Source organism: Corynebacterium sp. KPL1986 (assembly GCF_000477975.1).
GTDB classification, from domain to species: Bacteria; Actinomycetota; Actinomycetes; order Mycobacteriales; family Mycobacteriaceae; genus Corynebacterium; species Corynebacterium accolens.
The window spans coordinates 2,298,024-2,317,335 of sequence record NZ_KI515719.1 but is presented as its reverse complement, the minus strand read 5'-3'; the positions used below and the strand labels follow the sequence as shown (position 1 = coordinate 2,317,335).

The following is a 19,312-nucleotide window of genomic DNA, read 5'->3' as shown; positions in this document are numbered from 1 at the left end:
TCGCTGAACTAGACCTATCCACGTCGCAGCACAGATTTCACCTGCCCCGATGCGTTATTGACACGCGTTGGGGCAGCACTATTTCGGCGCCACGTTCCAGCAGCTGCTTGCCGATGCCCCACCGCATCACCGTCCCTTCCCCCGCGCTGCTCATTTTTGGCCTGCTGCACGGCCTTGGCCGTGGACTTTTCTAGCTCGTCTTGGGCCTTAGCCAGGCTTTTTTCAAATTCCAACATGCGCCGCGCGGTGCGCTCGCGAAATCCCTGCGCGAATTCTGCGAAATCGTTATTCATTACCACTGCCCTGCCTTTCGTGCAGTCACGGATGGTTCATCTGAGCTTGGCGCTGGCGCAGGCTCGGGGGCCGGGGCTGGTTGCGGGGCTGGGGCCTGTGGCTGCGCAGGTTCCGGTGCCGGTGCTGGTGCAGGCTCAGGTTGAGGCTGCGGCTCTGGCGCAGGTGCTCCAGCTCCAGCGGCTTCCGCTGCCTGCAGGTGTTGTACTTTTTCTGGAGGCGGGGCCGGCTCTTCCACCTGGGAAAGCTCCGGAGGTGGCTCAATTGTTCCGTCTTCCGGGCAGGGTTCAGGCGCGGGCTCGGGCTGCGGCTCAGGTTCTGGGCACGGCTCCGGTTCTGGTTCTGGTTCTGGTTCAGGGCAAGGTTCTGGTTCAGGCTCCTGTGCGGGCTCGGGTTCCGGCTCAGGCGCAGGTTCCGGTTCAGGCTCTGGGCAATCTGCATCGGCGATATTTTCCAGGCACTCCGCAGCACCCTCAATGATGAGGCCTACGCCCACCAAAGCGATTCCTGCACCGACGATTCCCAAGCTGCCGCTGCAGGAGGACTCGATGTCACAGGCCGCATCATCTTCCACGGCAGCCGGTGTTGTTGGTTCTTTTTCGCATTCAGAATCTTCCGGCACAGGCTCAGGTACTGGGTCCTGTTCTGGCTGCGGTGCGGGTTGTTCCTGTTGTTCTGGTGGGCAGTCTTGTGGTTTGGGTTCCGGCTCAGGATTCGGATCTGCGTGCGCCGGAGTGGTCGTGGATTCGTTCTGTCGAGGCGGCTCGTTTACGAAACCGCGGCACTGTTGGCACTGGCACCCGGAAGGGTGCTGCTCAGGTGCGGGTTCAGGAGCCGGCTTCGGAGCCGGTCCTGGTTTCGGCTCCGGTTGCAGCTCGGGAGCTGGTTTCGGCTCGGGTGCGGATTGTGGTTGCGGTGCCGGTTTCGGATCTGGCTTCGGATCTGGCTTTGGCTCCGGGGTCGGCTCTGGCATCGGTTCCGGCTTGGGCGGGCACTCAGCGGTAGATGCGGGTTGCGTCGGCTGCGCTGGCTGCGGCGGGTTGGGGACGGTGTCGCCCCCGCCATCGGGCATCGGGCGCGTGGGAGCTGGCGTATCTGGGCACTTTTCCACTGGCGGTGGGCAGGAATTCTCCTCGGCCTCTGCCGGCTCGGGGCATTCCTCAGGCAGAGGGCGCTCGCAGACGCATTCGCAGCGCGACTCAAACTCGTCGTAACAGGATTCAATGGCATCATCGCGGTCCCGGCACGTGCTAGCGATGGAGTCATTGGTGTCATCGATGATCTTCGCACCAATAGTGGAGACGATGGGAATAATGAACTTGGCCAGCGGGTGCCTGGTAGCCACCATGGACAAGATATTGAGCAGTGGGATTACCGCAGAAATCAGCTCGGTGAGTGCGGTATCGGAGGTATCGACGACATCGGAAATAGCGCCCGAGCATTGCTTGGCAGAGTCAGTAAGCTGCTTGCCTTCATCGCGGTGGATATCAAAATCTTTTTGAATGCCGGTCAGGTGCTCGCGCAAGGTGCCGTTAGCAACATCGGAGTCGTCAGTGCGCAAGAAATCCGCAAGCCCCTTTCCACCACCGTGCGGGAGATTGCCGCCCACCGCGGAAATGGTATGGCGCAGAATGTTTTGTGGGGCGATTCCATCTACCGCGCTGATGAGCTCACTCAGAAGCCCCAAGGGCATGCTGGGGCCGGAGTAATTTCCCAGGCAGGCCAATTGGAACTGCGAAATGGCGGCGGAATAATCCCCTAAAAGCGACTTAGTCAACGTACTCATTAGTCCACTGCCTTTCCGCTTTCTCCTGCAAAGGAGCGGCTAAAGCCGGCATCGTACGTGGCGAATGCGCGCATCTGATCGTGCGCTGCCTGGCCCGTGGCAGAGATATTGTCTAAGCGCCACGTTCCATTGTCATGAATGCGCGCGAGGATGCTGCGTATGCGCTCCCCGTGGCCGGAAAAATTCCGCCCAGCAGCGGCAACGGGAAAGTCTGGAACATCGGCGCGGTGGGCTTGGCGCTGTTCATCGTTGGCGCTTATAGCTTGTTGTAGTGCGGACATCGCCTCTGCGGGGCGAAGAAAAACCTCAGACATCGGTATAATCCCCAAATCCATATGCGGTAAGTGTGCTCACCTTCATTGGACTGGGGTTTATACCAAATGGTTCCCGGTACTTCTTATTTTCCTGCCTATACCGAGGCGACGACGGCAGAAAGCCTACCCGCCACCTTGCGGGCATGTTCCTCTTCTGCAGCTTCCACCATGACGCGGAACAGCTCTTCGGTGCCAGAGGGTCGGAGCAGGACGCGGCCGGTTTCCCCGAGCTCTTCTTCTGCCTCGACGATGGCCTGCTTGACCTCGGCAGAATCCATGATCGCCGCCTTATTGGATACCGGAACGTTGATGAGCACCTGCGGCAATACGGTCATCACGGAGGCCAATTCCTTCAGGCTCTTTCCAGACTTGGCCATACGCGCCATGATGGAAAGGCCGGTGAGGGTGCCATCGCCGGTAGTGGAGTCATCGGGAAGCACGACGTGCCCGGATTGCTCGCCACCCAAGGAGAAATCGCCGCGGTGGAGCTCTTCGAGAACATAGCGATCGCCCACCGCCGCGTGGCGGACCTCAATGCCTTGCTCCTCCATGGCAAGCGTCAGGCCCAAATTGGACATGACCGTGGCCACGAGCGTGTTAAAGCGCAGGTCATTGTCTTCCTTCATCCCTACCGCGAGCAAGGCCATGATCTGATCGCCATCGACGACGTTGCCTTCGGCATCGACGGCGAGGCAGCGGTCCGCATCGCCATCGTGGGCAAGACCCAAATCGGCACCATGCTCGAGCACCGCTGCCTGGGCTTTTTCGATATGGGTGGAACCACAATTTTCGTTGATATTAAAGGCATTGGGCCGGTGGTAGATCGGGATGACCTCAGCGCCTGCTGCTTCATAGGCACTCGGAGCAACCTTTGAGGCCGCGCCATTGGCCGTATCCACGACCACCTTGATGCCGCTCAAGTCAGTGGAGACGACCTCCTTCAGGTGCGCTAGATAGCGCTCACGGCCATCGGGCGCCTCCGAGATAATGCGGCCCAGCTTGGTGCCCGTCGGGCCCTCCTCAACGAGGTTATCCATCGCGGCCTGAATCTTATCTTCCACGCTATCCGGCAGCTTTTTGCCGCCTGCGGAGAAGAACTTAATGCCATTATCTGGCATCGGGTTATGGGAGGCAGAGATCATCACGCCGAGATCCGCTCCGTAATCATCCGTCAAAAAGGCGATGGCTGGGGTAGGAAGCACCCCCACGCGCACAACGTCCACGCCGCGCGACGCCAAGCCGGCGGCGATAGCGGCATCGAGCATTTCGCCCGATACGCGGGGGTCACGGCCGATGATTGCCAAGGGGCGGCGCTCATAAGATTCGCGCTGCGCAGTAAAGACCTCTGCAGCCGCTTGTCCCAGCGTCAAGGCCAAAATGGGAGTCAGCTTTTTATTCGCGAGGCCGCGAACTCCATCGGTTCCAAATAGTCGAGTCATGCAGACAATTATGCCTTGTTAGTCCCGCGGGTCGCATGTTTGGGGCATCGGCAAGCAGGCCAGTTGGGTAACCAACATCACGAAAAATGTCCTTGTGATGAAAAGCAAAATTTGCTTAAAGTCGTACTTTTTGGCTTTTATATGAAATTATTAGCTAGGTTATACTTCACTCTTTTGCCCTAGAGAGGATCAACGATGAACGAACCTAGATCTTCAGGTGACAAGTCACCTGAAACTACCTCGCAAAAGGCACGATCAGCCATTGCGAAAGCCGCTTCTGGGGAACGCGCTATTCATCCAGCCCTCATTCCCGGAGTAAGTGTCGAAAACACCCGCGCAGATTTCAAGACCAATAAAACCGTCTTTGCGGTGGCCTTGGCATCAACAGTTGGCATTATCCTGTGGGCCATCATCGCCCCAGATAACCTGGCCAACACAGGAAGCACCATGCGGGCATGGGTCGTCCAAAACTTTGGATGGCTATTTACGATCATCATGATTGCCACCACGGCATTCCTGCTGACGATCGCCATCGCCCCAACCGGCAAAATTAAACTCGGCGCCGATGATTCCAAGCCCGATTTCTCCCGGAACGCCTGGATCGCCATGCTCTTTGCCGCCGGTATGGGAATCGGCTTGGTCTTCTACGGCCCGATGGAGCCACTTGCCCTATTCTTGACTCCACCGCCGTATCTCTCCGGTGTCGAATCCGGCAGCCAAGAAGCCATCCTTCCTGCCTTTGCCCAGGCGGTTCTGCACCACGCTACGTTGCCGTGGATGATCTTCGCGCTGGTGGGCGGCGCGCTTGCCTATGCTGCTTATCGACGCGGCCGCATCCCGCTCATTTCCTCGCTATTTGAACCCCTCATTACGGATTCGAATAACCGGGTATTTGGAAAGATCGTCGATATCTTCGCAGTGTTGGTCACCCTCTTCGGCACGGCTACCTCCCTGGGTATCGGCGCGCTGCAGATCCGTACGGGTACCTCTATCCTTACCGGCGAGCCCCTCGAAGGCAACGGAATCATGGTGGTGATCATTACGATCCTCACCATCCTTTTCATTCTTTCCGCAATGTCCGGCATCAAGCGCGGCATCCGCATCCTGTCCAATATCAACATGGGCCTGGTCATCGGACTCGCGGTCTTCGTGCTCATCACTGGGCCGACGCTCTATATTCTGGACCTGCTTCCCGCCTCCCTGCTGCAGTTCTTCAAGCACTTCGAAGACATGATGTCCCTCTCCGCCTCCCAGGGTGAACCGGAAAAGGAATTCGTCACCGCATGGACCATGCTGTACTGGGCGTGGTGGATTTCTTGGTCGCCCTTCGTCGGCATGTTCATCGCGAAGATTTCCCGCGGGCGCACCATTCGCGAATTCGTCTTCGTCATCATGCTCGTGCCCACCACCCTGTCGCTTTTCTGGTACGTCATCTTTGGTGCCACCGCAATCAAGACCCACCTGGATGGAGACGGAATCGAGATTGAAGGTTCCGGCGAGAATGTGATGTTCGATCTCATGAGATCGCTGCCGCTATCTAGCATCACCACGGTCATCGTCCTCCTCGCTGTGGTCGTCTTCTTCAATACAGCCGCTGACTCCGCTACCAACGTCATGGGCTCCATGTCCCAATCAGGTCGACCAATCCCCTCGACATCGATTTCCGTTATTTGGGGCGTTGCCCTGGGTGGCATTTCCTTGTCTCTGCTGCTTATCGCCGGCAAGGATGCCCTGAGCGGCCTGCAATCCATCATGGTCTCCAGTTCGCTGCCGTTTACCTTCATCCTCATCGGCATCATGGTGGCCTGGGGCAAGGACTTGGCACGCGATCCTGCAATACTGCGCAGGAAATATGCCCATGCCGCCATTGAGCGCGGCACCCACTTGGGCCTGCAAGAACACAATGGCGACTTCGTATTCAGCTCTTCTGCCGTTCCAGAAAACCACGGTGCTGGGGCTGAAATTGAAAACGATGACCCGTACCTCCACGAGTGGTACACCATCAACGCATCGGATGAGTACCTCGCAGAGCAGGCAGCCCTCCGCGAAGAGCGCCGCGCCGAGCTCAAGGACTTTGCACAGAAGAAAATCAAGGGCAAGGACGCAGAAGACGATGAATAATCTCCCTGCCTAACCGGCCTTCTCCTCTAGGCTCTAGGTCCCTAGCCCGCCTCCATCGCGCTGCGCATTAGCGCTCACCTGTTATGTCCATGAGGTTTTTGGACTTGGAGTCCAGCTACTTTGTGGACTCGGAGTCTTGGGACTTTGTGGACGCGGAGTCTCCCCGCTTTTTGGACGGGGAGTCCACGGAGTTTTTGTACTGGTGCTAGCTTGGCTTCTTCCGGCGGCTTGGCCGTGGCCCAGAGAGGTTGGGTTTTAGCTCTGGGGGTTGTCGGTGCCACATGCCGACAACGTGGTTTATGTTGATTTGACCGCCGGGTGGACGCTGATTCAGTTGGATCGGTAGCGGAAATGAAAACAGTTTCTCACCGTCGTGATCAGTAAAAAATTCCACATAGTCATCGGCTACGCTGCTGTAGATGGCTCGATTTTTGAAGCGCAGCCCGACGTAGAGGCCGTGCCCCATGACGCGTACCACCCCGCTTTTGTTGATCCACAGCTTGTCCGGGATAGGCCAGAGTGCATTTACACCGGTAGAGCTTGGCATTACGGTTGAGGAATCGGCATGGGGTGTATCTTGCTGGATTGCCTGAGTGTCGTTACTTGGTGCCCTGTCTGAAGCTGCAACTTCAGGCAGGGCATTATCTGTTGCGACCACTGTGTCGGCTGCTAAGGCATCTGCCTGGTTGTCGGGGTGAATCCGGTGATATTGTTTCGCGATTTTTGTCCATAAAACATCTGGGTCAATCGGCTGCGTCGGTGGCTGGGCATGCGAGATAATCTCCCAGGCTTGGGCTGGGGTGATGTGCATCTTGCCCCTGAGAAGTCCTTGGTGGCGACGGCGTGTGTTGTAGAAGTTGCGGTAGTCGACAATCAGCTGTTGGACCTGCGCCAGCGTCGTCGGGGTACGAGCATCCAAAAACCTGGTCATGGTTTGGTGCGATCGCTCGTCTTTGCCTTGCGTCGTGGGAGCAAAGCCCGCACTTGATTGAACTCCCAGGCTGGCGAGCCAGCGTTCGGTTTGCGACAGCCGGCCGCGATGGTAGGTGGCAAAGGCATCACCGTTGTCAGAGAGGACTTCTTGGAAAAGTCCGTAAGCATCAATGGCTCCACTTAGCGTGATGCGGGCATCGGTGCCGTTTTCTGGAGTTCCAAAAGCTTGGGAGCCGACGTCGAAGCGGCTGGCATCGTCGACGACTTGGTAGATAGTCACTTGCGTGTGAGGCACATCGAAGAGTCTGTAGGCAAACGCATCGATCTGCCACAGTTCATTGACTTCGCCCCTGGCAAAGTGCCTGTAGGACTTACGCGGTCGTTTACGTGCATTGATGTCAGCGACGCCAGCCTCGTGCAACCATTGTGCGATTAAAGCTCGTGACGGTGGTTGGTCGTAGCCGAGTTCGTCGAGGAAGAAGTAGAAGATTGACCATGGGCCGCAGTCTTGGCCGCGGGCTCTTAACGTACCGCGAGCTTGCAGGACCTGTTGTCGAATCTTGTCATCGTAGACCCGTCGCGGGTTCAGCGGTGCCGTGCTGTCGGGCACGATGCCAGCCCGCCCGCGTTCGGCGATACGTGCTTTGATGTTGTAGTACGTCTGCTTCGATACGCCGATGTTCTTGCAGAACTGCTGGACCGTGATGCCCTCACGGATGGGGTCGAAATCCGCTATCTTCTTGCGGAGAGTAATGGGAATTGCCATCCCCACATTGTCAAGAAGCCAGAGTCCAAAAAGTCGTTAGACATCCTGTCCATAAACTTCCTGGACTCCGCGTCAAAAAACTAACTGGACTCCGCGTCCAAAAAGTCAATGGACTCCGAGTCCAAAAAGTCACTAGACATCACAGCATTAGCGCTCACCGCGATGAGAGGCGGGCTTTTCTCTGTCCCTACAGTCCGTGGCGCGCTGCGGCGTGCGAGCGCTTCATCGCGACCCGAGCTGAGCGCCTTTGTCTCGCGCAAGGCTAAGCCTCAAGAGGCCGGCCAGGCGGGGTTTGGCCGTCCCAACCGAAAGGGACACCGCCAAGAGCGATAAAACGACAAAGCCGCCGCCTCCCAGAATGGGAAGCAGCGGCAATGTATGGCGCTTGCGCGCGCAGTAGAAGCGAGATTAACGCTTGGAGTACTGCGGTGCGCGACGTGCCTTGTGCAGACCAGCCTTCTTACGCTCAACTGCACGAGCGTCACGGGTGAGCAAACCAGCCTTCTTCAGGGTGGAGCGATCAGCCGGGTTGTAGATGTTCAGTGCACGAGCGATAGCCAGGCGCAGGGCACCGGACTGACCGGTTGGGCCACCACCGTTAACGGTGACCTTCAGGTCAAACTGGTTCTCGCGGTCCAGCAGGGTCAGCGGGGTGAGGATGTCCTGCTGGTGCAGCTTGTTCGGGAAGTACTCAGCGAACTCGCGGCCGTTGACCACGATCTGGCCGGAGCCAGCAACGAGGCGAACGCGAGCGACGGCGCGCTTACGGCGACCGACGGTCTGAATTGGACCCTCGTGAACCGGAGCAGCGGCCTCAACCTCTGCCTCGGTCTCAGGGTTGGCGCTAGCCAACGAATCACCGATGGTGTTGGTGAACTCTTCGGTAGCGGCGCTTGCTGCAGCGATGTCAGCAGCCTCGGCTACATTGTTGTCGATGTTCTGCTCAGCCATTACTGTGCCACCTGCTTAAACTCGAAGGTTTCCGGCTTCTGACCGGCGTACGGGTGCTCATCGCCTGCGAAGACGTGCAGCTTCTTGATGGAAGCGCGGGAGAGCTTGTTGTGCGGCATCATGCCGGCAACAGATTCTTCGATAACGCGGACCGGGTTGGCGTCCAAAGACTGACCCAGGGTCATGGACTTCAGACCGCCCGGGTAACCGGAGTGGCGGTAGCGCATTTCGCGGTCGCGCTTGGTGGAAGAAACGTGAATCTTGTCAGCGTTGATGATGATGACGTGGTCACCGGTGTCAACGTTGGGTGCGAACTGTGGCTTGTGCTTGCCGCGCAGCAGGTCTGCCACGGTGGAAGCAAGCTTGCCCAGCACCACGTCAGTAGCATCGATGACGTACCACTTGCGGGTGATGTCACCGCTCTTTGGGTGGAAAGTAGACAAAATGACTCCTTGAAAGTCTGTCTCGGAACTGCCGGCCAGCGCTAAGCATCCATTCGCTTCCCAACAGCGGCCGGTGGAGACCTGCGGGAAGCGCTTCGCCAGCTGCTTGCCGACGAGCGAACACATAGGGCTACAACTTTAGCCGCTACCGGAGTAAAAGACCAAAACGCCAAAACCGGCACCTTTCCAGGAAGAAGAGGTACCGGTAAAAGAGGTTCTATGTGGCGGTTTGTGCAAGTAGCGCGGTAAGGAGACGGCGGCTGCGTTCGCCTCCTGCCGGATGGATACGGGCACGGGCACCGCCCGACTCCCCTATTGCGCTTTAAAGAAACAGGTTAGATAGATGCCGCCAAGGGTGCGTTAACCCCAGCTAGCGGCGGCGCGGCGGTTGACATCGCTCATGGCGTCATTGCCCTGGGACACGGTCTTGGAGATGGTTGCCAGCACGGTATTGAGTTCTTGTGCTGCCTTATCCCACTTGGCCTGGGCCTGGTTATAAGCCACTGCGGATTCACCTTCCCAGGTGCTCACCATGGGCTGGAGGCGGGACTTGAGGTCGGCCAAGGTGCTGTTGATGCGGCCGGAGGTGGCGTTGATGTCAGCTGCGGCAGAAGAGATGGCGCCGAATTGGTACTTAATTTCGGACATGGGAAAAATGCTTCCTTTCGAAGTTGCTGGTGGAGGTGGCTGGGTTACAGGGCGAGGCCGCCGCCAACATTGGAGAAGGCCTGGGTGTTTTCGGCTTCGACGTTGTCAAAGTTGTGGGCATTGCTGCGGATGTTTTCAGAAATCGAGGTCAATGCCTCGCGCAGTTGCTGCGCGGAGGTGTTATAGCGCTGCATCAAGTTATCGAATGAAACCTGCGCCTGGCCGGCCCAGCTGCCGCGGACAGAATCAACTACACCCTGCAGGCGGGTGAGCTCGCCTTGGACCTCGTCATTGGTGTTATCGACGCGGCCGGCGGTAGAGACCATGACATCGGCTTGTGTCTTAAAAGTCTGAGACATAACAGTGCGCCCCTCCTTAGGGCGGGAAGAGATGTTGAGTGTGATTTCCCCCGAAAAAGCTTCTGTGCTTTCTCACCGTTATTGGACTGTGCTCAGACCCATTTGGTTCCCGGGACGTTAAAAACTTTTCTGTTTATTTCTTACTCAGGGATTCGGTGGCCATCCGGCACGCGGCTTTTTGCACGGCATTGGCATTATGACGGGTATGGCACCCCACCGACATGTGGTGCCCGGTATCTTCCCAGATGGTCCATTCCACAACGGAGCCATCGCCGGGGTCTTCTATATAGTGCAAACGCCCTGCGTCCTCGGATACATCGCGCAGTTCCGGATCCTTGTCTACCTGCGCTTTGATTTCACCAAAGAGCGCCTTGGCCGGCACGTTAAAAAGCGAGTCCGCCGCTAAGAGAATCCTTAAATCAGGGTCTTCTCCTGTGGCGGTCACTAGGCCTTCCTCCACAGTGGCCTGAAATCCGGTGGGAAGGACGACGGAGAGCCCTTCGATATCAAGGCGCTTTTCGCCTGGGTTGAGCTCGCCGTCACCGCCCGCGTCGCCAGCCGCGTCCGCGTTGCCATCGCTGCCACCACCGGATTCTTCCTTTGGCACGGAGTCGGCGGCGCTCGCAGCGGTGGCACTTCCAGCGGCGGTGCCGGCCTCGCCGCCGTCCTCATTATCGGACGCATTCGCCCCCATGGCCCACCACGAGGCGCCGACGACGGCGAGGATCACCACGACGATGGCGACATGAAACATATCGATGGCACCTATCCAGCCGCGCAGCTTATCGGCCCACCGCGTGCCTGTCCCCTGCCCTTTTTCTGCTCGCGCACCAGTTCCCGGGTCAGCCGTTGTTTCCGTGCGGCCCGTGGAAATATCCATCTGGGCGGTGGGCGCGGATTCTGGGGCATCCGCAAGTGCCGATGCCGCCGCTACTGCCGACGGTGCCCCTGCCTCGCCCGCAGCCGATTCAGCCTCTCGTGCTGGAGTTGATTCCGGTGCGGGTGTTGCGTCCTGCTGCCGCACGCGGGCGCCGGCTACATCGAGTTGGCGGGTAAGAATGGTGACGGCCTCGCGGGAGACGGCGGTGCCAGAGGGATCCGCGATGACGGATACGTCCACGTCCGGCCAAGCGGATCCAGCGATCTTCGCAATCTGGTCCATGACGTGGCCTAAGGCCTTGCCTTCTACGATGCCGGTCCCGGCGAGATCGTAGCGGTACACGGTCTCTGGGCCTTCAAAGATGGTGGCCGCATCCATAACGGTCACCGTAATCGTTGCCGCTGGTGAGGAGATAGGTGTTTCTGTAGACATTTATTCTTCTCCTTCCCCATAGACCACCTGGGCGATTCCCAGGTTTTCGCCGCGGATGCTCCACTGCCCGCGCCCGGGCGGCTGGTGGCTGGGCTTGAGCCCGAAGATGGTGCCTTCGTCGCGGTCGGCATCGAAAAGCAGGAATGCGGGTTGCAGATCGCGCACCGCGGAAAAGAATTGGCCGAACAGTGCCCGGCCGATGCCGCCGGATTTTCGGGCGATGACCATGTGCAAGCCGATGTCCCGCGCATGAGGCAGAAGATCGAGTAAGGGTGCCAAGGCTATATCGCTGACCAAGTCCGCATCATCGATCACCACGTAAATATCCGGGCCCTCCCACCAATCGCGGGCGGCGAGTTGCTCTGGGGTGATATCCGGCCCCGGCAAGCGTTGTTCCAGCGTGCGCACGGTATTAACGATTGCCTCCTGCGCGCTTGATTGCGTTGCGGCATAGGCCGCCACCATGTCCTGATCCAGCGTGCCCAGGTGAGCGCGGCGCTGATCGATGACCACCAATCGCGCCGCCTCCCGCGGAAGGCTACTAATCCCGCGCATTATCTGTGTTAAGAAATTGGACTTGCCGCAGCCCTGGGCGCCGATGGCAACCAGGTGCGGCTCACGCTCCGGATTCCACGCCAGGGTGGAAAGGTCGCGCCCGCCGATGCCCCACGGGATGCCGCCAGTAGGTGCTTCGCCATGGGCGGCGAGCGCCTCTGGTGTTAGAACCGCGGGCAGCATCTTTAGCTGCGGGGCGGGAACGGCGTTAGCATGCACGCGGCAGATATGGGCAATATCTTGATTCGAGGTGTGGGCGAGCAGCATATTTTCGTCCGCCTGTGTCAGCCCCCTGCCCGGCGCGCTGGGCAGTTTTTGCTGCAGCTTGCGGTCAATAAGCGAATCGAGTGCCTCACCCAAGCGCAGCTCGAGGCGGTGGGCGATGAGGTCCCTAATCGCCGGGCGCATCGTGGTCCACCGGGAGGTCGCGATGACAACGTGGACGTTGGCGGAGGCACCGTCCGCAACGATATCCGTGATGGATTCGGCTAAATCCTCAAACTCCGCATTGGATGGACCGATGTGGTGCCAGCCATCGATAATCAAGAAGGTCTCGCGCGATTCCGGCCGGCGAATAAACCCGGCGACCTCATCGACGATGCGGCGGATCTTTTCGCCTTCCTCGCGCCCGGCTACCCCGGCAACGTGCGGTAACCGGTCTAGGGCCGCTAACTGCCCGCCGCCCAAGTCGATGACATAAAAGCGGATATCTTCCGGTCGCCGGTTAAGCGCCAGGGACGAGACTATCGTGCGCAGCGCACCGGACTTGCCGGATTGCGGTCCCCCGCACAGGGCAAGGTGGCCGCCGTGTTGGTGAAAGTCGATGACCAATTGGTCTTGGCGCTGGTAGTACGGCCTATCGATAATCCCGATCGGCGCGGATAGTTCCGCTGCGGTGGACTCCGCGCCCTCCATATCGAGGGACGATAGTTCAATGACCGGCGGCAGCGGAGGCAGCCAAATGCGGTGGGCCTCCTGGCCGCGTGCGGCGGCCTCTTCGCCGGCGGCGCGAACCACCTCGGTAAGAACCGATGTGGATTCATCCATCACCACCGTGGGCGAATTCTGTGCAGAGGCATCGTCCTGCGCCCATCCCGTAAAAAGCTCCACCCGGCGCGGCGGGCCGGAAGGATTACCTTCCAGGTCCGTGGCCGCGTGCATCCCCGCGCCAGATGCAGCCCGGCGCGCGAGCGGCCCAGACACGTAGGAGGCTTGAAACCGGGTGAGGTCTTCGGCATCGGATTTCAAGTACCCGGCGCCGGGCTGGCCAGGAAGGTGGTAGGCATCGGTCACGCCAAGGACCTGGCGGGATTCGGCGGAGGAAAAGGTTTTCAGGCCGATTCTGTAGGACAAGTGGGAATCTAGCCCCCGCAAGCGCCCTTCCTCGAGCCTTTGGGAGGCCAAAAGAAGGTGCACGTGGAGGCTGCGCCCCAAGCGCCCCACGGCAACGAAGAGCTCGGCGAAGTCCGGGTGCTGGCCCAAGAGCTCGGAAAATTCGTCGACGACGATGACCAGCGCCGGCAAGGGCCCATAGTCCCGCACGGCATCCGCAGAAGCGTTGTACTCGCCCACATTGGCAAAGTTGCCGGCGGTACGCAGGAGTTCTTGACGGCGGTTCATCTCCCCGGAAATGGCATCGTACATGCGCTCTACCAGGGTGGATTCTTCTTCAAGGTTGGTAATGACCGCAGAAGTATGCGGCAGGCGGTCACAGCCTAGGAAGGTCGCACCACCCTTGAAATCCACCAACACCAGGTTGAGTTCATCCGGGCTATGCGTGGCGGCAAGTGCAGTCACCAGGGTGCGCAGGAGCTCAGATTTACCGCTGCCCGTCGCCCCGATGCACAGGCCGTGCGGCCCCATTCCGCCATGCGCGGATTCTTTGAGATCCACGGTTACCGGCTGTCCGATGGAATCGATGCCGATGGGCACCATGAGCCGCGAGGCACCATCGCGCCCGTGCCACATGCCGCTAGCGGCCAACTCATCCACACCGCTGTAGCCGAGCAGCCCCAGCAAATCATTGCCCCGGCGCCCCGAGGTGCTATCGGGGCGACGAAAGACCGCCATCCGGCGGGCCATAATCGTGGCCGCGGCAGTGCCCAAACTATCGGGTGTGCCTAGTTCTTCCACGCCCGCGGCCGTGACCGCCTGCAGGGTATCCGCCGCGACGAGGCACAGGCCTTCTTGTTCCGCGCGCAGGCTCAACGCAGACGACGGCGCGCCGCCTACCTCAATGACGGTGATATAAGAATCGCCGTGGAAGAAGTCTTCGGTGCCGGTGGTCAGGAGGGCATCGACAAGCACAATGCGAAACCGCGCCTTATCCGGCTCCCGGGTATGCGGCAGCCATTTTAGCCACTCCCACTCGCCGCCGATGGCCTCAACCCCGATGGTCTCGGGACCGTGCGCCAGGGCTAGCTGCATGACGAGGGCGCGCACCGTATCGCGGGCATTATCGCCGGTAAAGGATAAAAACCTCAAGGCCTGCAATTGGATCACCACCGGGAGATCCGGCACGGTGCCCACCGCCTTGATGGCCTGGCGCATGCTCACCGCACAGACCGGGTCCAGGTCCTCGGTCGCACCAGAATCAGGCACGTTGATGGGCGTGCACAACGTGGTGGGCCCAGTGCCCACGCGCACCTCCAAGGCATCCGGATCATCAGGCCCACGCTCCCACATGCGCCGCGATCCCACCAGCGGTTCCAGCCCCGCCGAATCCGGATGCCGGTACAGCTCGTGCGCACGCTGCGCACCGGCATTATCCAGCGCCTTTTCCCGCAGCGCCTTAATGTGGCGCAAGTAGGTCCGCCGGGTTTCATCCGGGTCCTGCCCGCTATTGTGCGGCCCAAACATCATGGCCATACTGGCCAGCATCATCAGCGGAAACATCAGGGATACCGGGCTGATATGCCGCGAATCGCCCGCGCCCAACACCATCAGCGCCACCATGCCCAACATCGCGGCGATCATCACGATGGGCAGCAGCAGGCGCACCAGCGGCACCGGCTGCGGGCGCACCGCTTCCGGAACTTCCTCTGCCTCGATGGTTCCGGTGGGAAGCGGCGGTGGCGCGTCCCGAAGCGGCATGGACAATGGCTCCACGATGTGGGTTTCCCCGATCCCAAGCATGGGTAAAATCCTCCCCCGATCCACACGCTTAGCGCCCTTGACCCCCTGCCAAGATTCCCCGCGCTGCGGTGGACACGACGCCACCAGTAAGCCACAATATGTGGCATTGGGCAAGGGGGACGCCCACAATCTTTAGACAATTCGGGGGAATTATGACCGCTCCAACGGCGCATCACCTGCGCCTTACCATCCGCATCCACGCAGATTCCTTCCACAAGGAAGCAGACGTGGCATTGCCATTAAGCTCCAGCCTCGGCGAGCTCATGGCAGAACTTACTGACCTTGTCGATGCACCCGCGATCGACTCACCCTGGCGCGCCAGCACGGCCTCTGGGCGCACCATCGACCTCACCGCACCGCTTGCCGCCACGCCGCTAGCGGAAGGCTCCATCCTGGTGCTCGCCCCGCGCGAGGAGCGGCCCGCGCCCGTAATCCGCGACGCCGCCGAATCCCTCGCCGCCCAGAGCCACGACGACACCACTTCGGCCATTCCCATCGTCTGGGCGTGGGCGGGGCTTGCCGCGGCCTTCGCCGTCGCTTGGGTACTCTCGCTCCCAGCGGTGGCCTGCGCCGGGCTCGCCATCGCGGCCTTCGTGCTCGCACTGTGGACGCGGGCGCTATCGCTTGTCATGCTCACCCTGGCGGCAGGGGCGGCGAGCGGCTGGGCACTTATTTCGCCCGCGCTTGCCGATGCCCCCTATGCCGCCCTCACCACCAGCGCCACCCTGCTCGCGGCGTTATTGGCCTGCCACCTCACCCGGTTAAGCACGGTACGCATTACCTCCGGCGCGCTCACCATCGCCGGGCTAGTGCTCATTGCAGCCGTGAGCTACCTGCTTCCTGGGCTCAGCGGCAATTCGGGCATCGGCACGAGCCACGGCACGGCAGCGGCTGCGGGCACCGTTATCGCAGGCGTCATAATGCTTGCCACCGCCCCCGCGCTGACCATCGCCACCGCGGGGCTCAAGGTGCCGCAATTGCCCACCGCAGGCCAAGACCTCGCCGTCTCGGATGAGCTTCAGCCCGACGTGGACGATCGCGCCACCCGCGCCGGGTACGCCTACGAGGGCATCTGCTGCGCAATCGCGCTCTGCCTCATCCCGGCCCTTATCGCGCTCAGTTTCACTGGCACCGGCACCCTTGTGGCCACGGACGGGACCGTGGACGAGGCGGGATCCGCCGCTACCATCGGGTCTCGCATCGCCGTGCTTTTCGGCACCGGTTTAACCGGGCTCGGCTTCGTCCAAGCACTCTGCGTCTCCGTTGCCGGAACGGTGGTCATGCACGCCGCGCGTCACGGGCGCGTGCTTGCTAGCTGGGCTCTCATGCTCGTCGCCATGGTTGCCTGTCTTACCGCCTGCCTGTGCGCCGTGCATGCGATTGCCGCAGATGGGCTTGCTGGCGCTTGGGCGCCAACGGTGGTTGCGGCCCTCCTGCTTACCGCGATGCTAAGCGCACCACTGTGGACGGCCAAAATGAGCGAGGTGGAACCAACGACCATCGCCTGGTTCGAACGCATTGAGTCCCTCACCATCGCCGCCTGCCTGCCGCTTGCCGCGCACCTCGCCGGGATCTTCGAGCTCATCAGGGGGCTGGGATAATGGGCCAAACCCGCTCGCGTCGTTCTTCCGCACTACCTGGTTTCAGCGGCAGTTCAAGGCTTGCTGCTTGCGCCCTTACCGCATGTGTCCTCGCCGGAACCGGCGATTTCATCACAGGAGCTCCCACCGCGCCCATCGCGGGCGCACGGGAACCGGACCGGGAATGCGCCACCGCGCATCCTTCTCCCCTAGCGCCAGAGCCTTCCGAGGACCAACGCGCCTACCGTTCCCAGCTGCATTCCTTTGCCACGGGCGAGGGCATAAAGGTAGCCGTCATCGATACCGGCGTTGCCCACCACGATCAGCTGCCGAATCTCACCGCAGGCGCGGACCTGGTCACTCCGGAAGAACCGGATCCGCACCGAGATTGCGACCTGCACGGCACCGTTGTAGCCGGCATCATTGCCGGGCACGATATTGGCATCGCCCCACGCGCTGAGATCCGCGCCATCCGCCAAACCAGCGCGCATTATCGCCAGTACGATGACACAGCCGGCGAGTCCGACGAGGACAGCACCACCGGCTCGCTCGACACATTGGCCCGCGCCATCGATCATGCCGTGGAGGACAACGCCCGGGTGATCAATATTTCCGTGGTGTCCTGCGTTCCAGAGAAGACCGCGCGGCGCATCGATAGCTCCCGCTTGGATGAGGCGCTCGGCCACGCAGAAGATGCCGGCGCGGTAGTCATCGCAGCCTCCGGCAATATTTCCTCCGGCACCTGCGAAGAAGGCGATCACGTCTTTCCCGCTGATTCACCAACCGTTTTATCCGTTAGCGCCCAAGAGGATGCCCACGCACTCGCCGAGTACTCCCTCACGCCTGCCGATGGCCCACAATTATCCGCCCACGGCTTCGTCCCTTTAGCGCTTAATCCCGCCGGTGGCTGGGCGGACGGGAAGAACCAACAGGATTCCCTGGCACAGTTCCATGGCACCTCATTCGCGGCCCCAGTAGTCAGCGGCACCGCCGCCCTATTAGCCGAGCGCTACCCAGACGCCAGCGCTGCCGATATACGCCAACGGCTGCTTTCCGCCGGCGAGCCCGGCAACGGTTTCATCGATCCGCTCGCCGCCCTGACGCATATCGATGGCGAATATGCCGCACCCGCGCGCGATCTGACTATCCAGCCCGCCAAAGACGAACGCTCCCCGGCTGCGAGCCGAACCGGCTGGGTGCTCGGCGGGTTAGTCCTGCTGCTGACCGGCCTGGCGATTGCTCGCGGGCTACGCCGACCGAAGTCTGAGTAAGTCGGCGTAAGTTTTATTGCTCGTGCTGGTCAGTACGAGCATCAAGCGCGGTGCGGGATAGCACCGCCTAGTGGCTGACCTGCAGGGCTTCGTCCCGGTCCAAGCGCGAAGCCTCTGGCAGTAGCCGGATGATTTCCCACGGAACCTCCGCCCCAATACCGGTGCCGAGGGCCTCCAAGAGTTCCTTATTGTCCACCGCATGGCGCTGCCCCGTAGGCGAGACAACGTGATAGCCATGCCCGGTATCCACTCCGACGCCGCCTGCCGATAGCCCGCCAAAACGATCCGCTATACCCTCTCCGGCGAGCGCTACCGTCCCGGGGTTCTCAGTCACCAGCGCTGCCCCACCATCGCTATCAGCGCACATCCAGCCCTCATCTGGGCCAACGAAGTCGAAGGTGGTGGCGGGCAGGCGGAAGTTTAAGGGGGCATCGGCAAGCGCGCCTACCTCTTGTGGTGAGGCTTCTTTGCGCGTCGCGCCGTAGCTAACCAACATGTCTGCCTGGGTGGCGGAAAGCTCGGCGACGCCGTCGTCCGTTTGGGCCCACTGGCCCTGCCCGGTGTCCATGATGTCCGGCAGCGGATCGGGAAACGTCAGCGGCGGCTGCTCCGCAAAGGCATTGAGCAACTCCGCGGGGACGGGCCAGGAATGGGTGCTCCCGTCGATGCCAATCCCGCGGCGGATGACCCGGCCCTCCGTGCTCTGCGCATCGGGCAAGCGCACGCGCCCGTCCGCGGTGAGCAGCCACTGCACACCATCCGTTTCTGCGAGCGCGGCGCGCTCCTCCCCAAAACCCTCCTGCGGCGGATCCGCCACCACGATGACCTCTTCTTGGGCCACCTGTTGGCCATCGATGCTGGTGGGATTATCCGCGGGCCGCTCATCGTGGCCGGCAAGGCACGCCGCCCACGAGCGCTGCGGGGTCTCGCCCGGTGCGGCCAAATAGCCGGGAGCATCCGAAATTCCCACCGGCGTGCCCAACGAGGCCTCGCGCAAATGCTCGTCCCCAATGGTCTGCGCCTCGGCCGCCTCGCCGGCGATGATCCGCGCGGAAGAGAGGTTGTAAACGGGGTGATACGTATCGTTGACGTCCACGAAGAGCTGGCCTTGCTCCGAGCGCACGATGGGCGCATCCCCTGGCTGCGGGCTCGGCTGCAGCCAAGCCAAAAGGCCCGAGCCGACCGCTAAAAAGGCCACTCCTACTCCGCCGAATATCATCGCCTTGCGGCGGCGAGCCAGCGGATCGTGGATCATACGGGTATCGCCCAATACGAGCCCGTGTTCCACACGCCGGCGTAAAAATTTATGGCCCGAGACTTGGGCCTTGGTCGTTGGCAATGGACGTGCCATGAATTTCCCCCCGAAAATTCCCCGAAAAGTCTAAATAAACCCAGACCTCAGGCTAGC

General features: G+C 60.8%; 16 protein-coding genes. 4 read left to right on the top strand and 12 right to left on the bottom strand.

The window, feature by feature from the left end; genetic code table 11:
- Window positions 1-14: 14 nt before the first annotated feature.
- The 4 genes from HMPREF1287_RS10725 to glmM all read right to left on the bottom strand — a co-directional run bounded on the left by HMPREF1287_RS10725 (window position 15) and on the right by glmM (window position 3,830).
- Window positions 15-293: a hypothetical protein gene (locus HMPREF1287_RS10725; protein WP_023016768.1), complete on the bottom strand. Its 279-nt coding sequence runs from the start codon at window positions 291-293 to the stop codon at window positions 15-17.
- Window positions 293-2,077 (bottom strand): hypothetical protein, encoded by a 1,785-nt coding sequence (locus HMPREF1287_RS10720; RefSeq protein WP_023016767.1) that lies wholly within the window; start codon window positions 2,075-2,077, stop codon window positions 293-295. The genes HMPREF1287_RS10725 and HMPREF1287_RS10720 overlap by 1 nt, the downstream gene beginning before the upstream one ends.
- A complete protein-coding gene (locus HMPREF1287_RS10715; protein WP_034653448.1) occupies window positions 2,077-2,391 on the bottom strand; it encodes a hypothetical protein in 315 nt (104 codons plus the stop codon). The genes HMPREF1287_RS10720 and HMPREF1287_RS10715 overlap by 1 nt, the downstream gene beginning before the upstream one ends.
- A 95-nt stretch (window positions 2,392-2,486) precedes the next feature.
- Entirely contained in the window at window positions 2,487-3,830 is a 1,344-nt protein-coding gene (gene glmM / locus HMPREF1287_RS10710; RefSeq protein WP_005277129.1) for a phosphoglucosamine mutase, read from the bottom strand.
- A gap of 195 nt (window positions 3,831-4,025) precedes the next feature.
- Here glmM and HMPREF1287_RS10705 point away from each other — a divergent pair, with 195 nt between their 5' ends.
- Window positions 4,026-5,951, top strand: coding sequence for a BCCT family transporter (locus HMPREF1287_RS10705; RefSeq protein ID WP_023016766.1), 1,926 nt, complete (start codon window positions 4,026-4,028; stop codon window positions 5,949-5,951).
- Window positions 5,952-6,034: 83 nt separating this feature from the next.
- Entirely contained in the window at window positions 6,035-6,160 is a 126-nt protein-coding gene (locus HMPREF1287_RS12805) for a hypothetical protein (protein WP_005280350.1), read from the top strand.
- On the opposite strand, the gene HMPREF1287_RS10700 is transcribed toward HMPREF1287_RS12805, so the two are convergent.
- The 7 genes from HMPREF1287_RS10700 to HMPREF1287_RS10670 form a co-directional block, all read right to left on the bottom strand.
- The gene (locus HMPREF1287_RS10700; RefSeq protein WP_023017476.1) at window positions 6,157-7,650 is read right to left on the bottom strand and encodes an integrase core domain-containing protein; all 1,494 of its coding nucleotides are present in this window, start codon (window positions 7,648-7,650) and stop codon (window positions 6,157-6,159) included. The genes HMPREF1287_RS12805 and HMPREF1287_RS10700 overlap by 4 nt on opposite strands.
- 408 nt (window positions 7,651-8,058) lie before the next feature.
- On the bottom strand, window positions 8,059-8,601 hold the full coding sequence (rpsI, locus tag HMPREF1287_RS10695) for a 30S ribosomal protein S9 (RefSeq protein ID WP_005281349.1): 543 nt from the start codon (window positions 8,599-8,601) through the stop codon (window positions 8,059-8,061).
- Window positions 8,601-9,044, bottom strand: coding sequence for a 50S ribosomal protein L13 (gene rplM / locus HMPREF1287_RS10690; protein ID WP_034653789.1), 444 nt, complete (start codon window positions 9,042-9,044; stop codon window positions 8,601-8,603). The genes rpsI and rplM overlap by 1 nt, the downstream gene beginning before the upstream one ends.
- A 360-nt stretch (window positions 9,045-9,404) precedes the next feature.
- Window positions 9,405-9,692, bottom strand: a complete 288-nt coding sequence (locus tag HMPREF1287_RS10685) for a WXG100 family type VII secretion target (protein ID WP_005277116.1) — start codon at window positions 9,690-9,692, stop codon at window positions 9,405-9,407.
- A gap of 44 nt (window positions 9,693-9,736) precedes the next feature.
- Window positions 9,737-10,051 (bottom strand): WXG100 family type VII secretion target, encoded by a 315-nt coding sequence (locus HMPREF1287_RS10680; protein ID WP_005277114.1) that lies wholly within the window; start codon window positions 10,049-10,051, stop codon window positions 9,737-9,739.
- 133 nt (window positions 10,052-10,184) lie between these two features.
- Window positions 10,185-11,363, bottom strand: coding sequence for a type VII secretion-associated protein (locus HMPREF1287_RS10675; protein ID WP_023016764.1), 1,179 nt, complete (start codon window positions 11,361-11,363; stop codon window positions 10,185-10,187).
- Window positions 11,364-15,053 (bottom strand): type VII secretion protein EccC, encoded by a 3,690-nt coding sequence (locus HMPREF1287_RS10670; protein ID WP_023016763.1) that lies wholly within the window; start codon window positions 15,051-15,053, stop codon window positions 11,364-11,366.
- A gap of 152 nt (window positions 15,054-15,205) precedes the next feature.
- Between HMPREF1287_RS10670 and HMPREF1287_RS10665 the strand changes: the two genes are divergently transcribed.
- On the top strand, window positions 15,206-16,654 hold the full coding sequence (locus HMPREF1287_RS10665; protein WP_023016762.1) for a type VII secretion integral membrane protein EccD: 1,449 nt from the start codon (window positions 15,206-15,208) through the stop codon (window positions 16,652-16,654).
- The gene (locus tag HMPREF1287_RS10660) at window positions 16,654-17,904 is read left to right on the top strand and encodes a S8 family serine peptidase (protein WP_023016761.1); all 1,251 of its coding nucleotides are present in this window, start codon (window positions 16,654-16,656) and stop codon (window positions 17,902-17,904) included. Before HMPREF1287_RS10665 ends, HMPREF1287_RS10660 begins: the two co-directional genes overlap by 1 nt.
- 67 nt (window positions 17,905-17,971) lie before the next feature.
- Here HMPREF1287_RS10660 and eccB read toward each other — a convergent pair whose 3' ends face one another.
- Entirely contained in the window at window positions 17,972-19,255 is a 1,284-nt protein-coding gene (gene eccB / locus HMPREF1287_RS10655) for a type VII secretion protein EccB (RefSeq protein WP_023016760.1), read from the bottom strand.
- Window positions 19,256-19,312: the final 57 nt, after the last annotated feature.

What these genes read in the sequence shown, in the direction of transcription:
- HMPREF1287_RS10725 (WP_023016768.1), bottom strand. Translation starts at nt 293, where the DNA reads ATGAATAACGATTTCGCAGAATTCGCGCAGGGATTTCGCGAGCGCACC.
- HMPREF1287_RS10720 (WP_023016767.1), bottom strand. Translation starts at nt 2,077, where the DNA reads ATGAGTACGTTGACTAAGTCGCTTTTAGGGGATTATTCCGCCGCCATT.
- HMPREF1287_RS10715 (WP_034653448.1), bottom strand. Translation starts at nt 2,391, where the DNA reads ATGTCTGAGGTTTTTCTTCGCCCCGCAGAGGCGATGTCCGCACTACAA.
- glmM (WP_005277129.1), bottom strand. Translation starts at nt 3,830, where the DNA reads ATGACTCGACTATTTGGAACCGATGGAGTTCGCGGCCTCGCGAATAAA.
- HMPREF1287_RS10705 (WP_023016766.1), top strand. Translation starts at nt 4,026, where the DNA reads ATGAACGAACCTAGATCTTCAGGTGACAAGTCACCTGAAACTACCTCG.
- HMPREF1287_RS12805 (WP_005280350.1), top strand. Translation starts at nt 6,035, where the DNA reads ATGTCCATGAGGTTTTTGGACTTGGAGTCCAGCTACTTTGTGGACTCG.
- HMPREF1287_RS10700 (WP_023017476.1), bottom strand. Translation starts at nt 7,650, where the DNA reads ATGGCAATTCCCATTACTCTCCGCAAGAAGATAGCGGATTTCGACCCC.
- rpsI (WP_005281349.1), bottom strand. Translation starts at nt 8,601, where the DNA reads ATGGCTGAGCAGAACATCGACAACAATGTAGCCGAGGCTGCTGACATC.
- HMPREF1287_RS10685 (WP_005277116.1), bottom strand. Translation starts at nt 9,692, where the DNA reads ATGTCCGAAATTAAGTACCAATTCGGCGCCATCTCTTCTGCCGCAGCT.
- HMPREF1287_RS10680 (WP_005277114.1), bottom strand. Translation starts at nt 10,051, where the DNA reads ATGTCTCAGACTTTTAAGACACAAGCCGATGTCATGGTCTCTACCGCC.
- HMPREF1287_RS10675 (WP_023016764.1), bottom strand. Translation starts at nt 11,363, where the DNA reads ATGTCTACAGAAACACCTATCTCCTCACCAGCGGCAACGATTACGGTG.
- HMPREF1287_RS10670 (WP_023016763.1), bottom strand. Translation starts at nt 15,053, where the DNA reads ATGCTTGGGATCGGGGAAACCCACATCGTGGAGCCATTGTCCATGCCG.
- HMPREF1287_RS10665 (WP_023016762.1), top strand. Translation starts at nt 15,206, where the DNA reads ATGACCGCTCCAACGGCGCATCACCTGCGCCTTACCATCCGCATCCAC.
- HMPREF1287_RS10660 (WP_023016761.1), top strand. Translation starts at nt 16,654, where the DNA reads ATGGGCCAAACCCGCTCGCGTCGTTCTTCCGCACTACCTGGTTTCAGC.
- eccB (WP_023016760.1), bottom strand. Translation starts at nt 19,255, where the DNA reads ATGGCACGTCCATTGCCAACGACCAAGGCCCAAGTCTCGGGCCATAAA.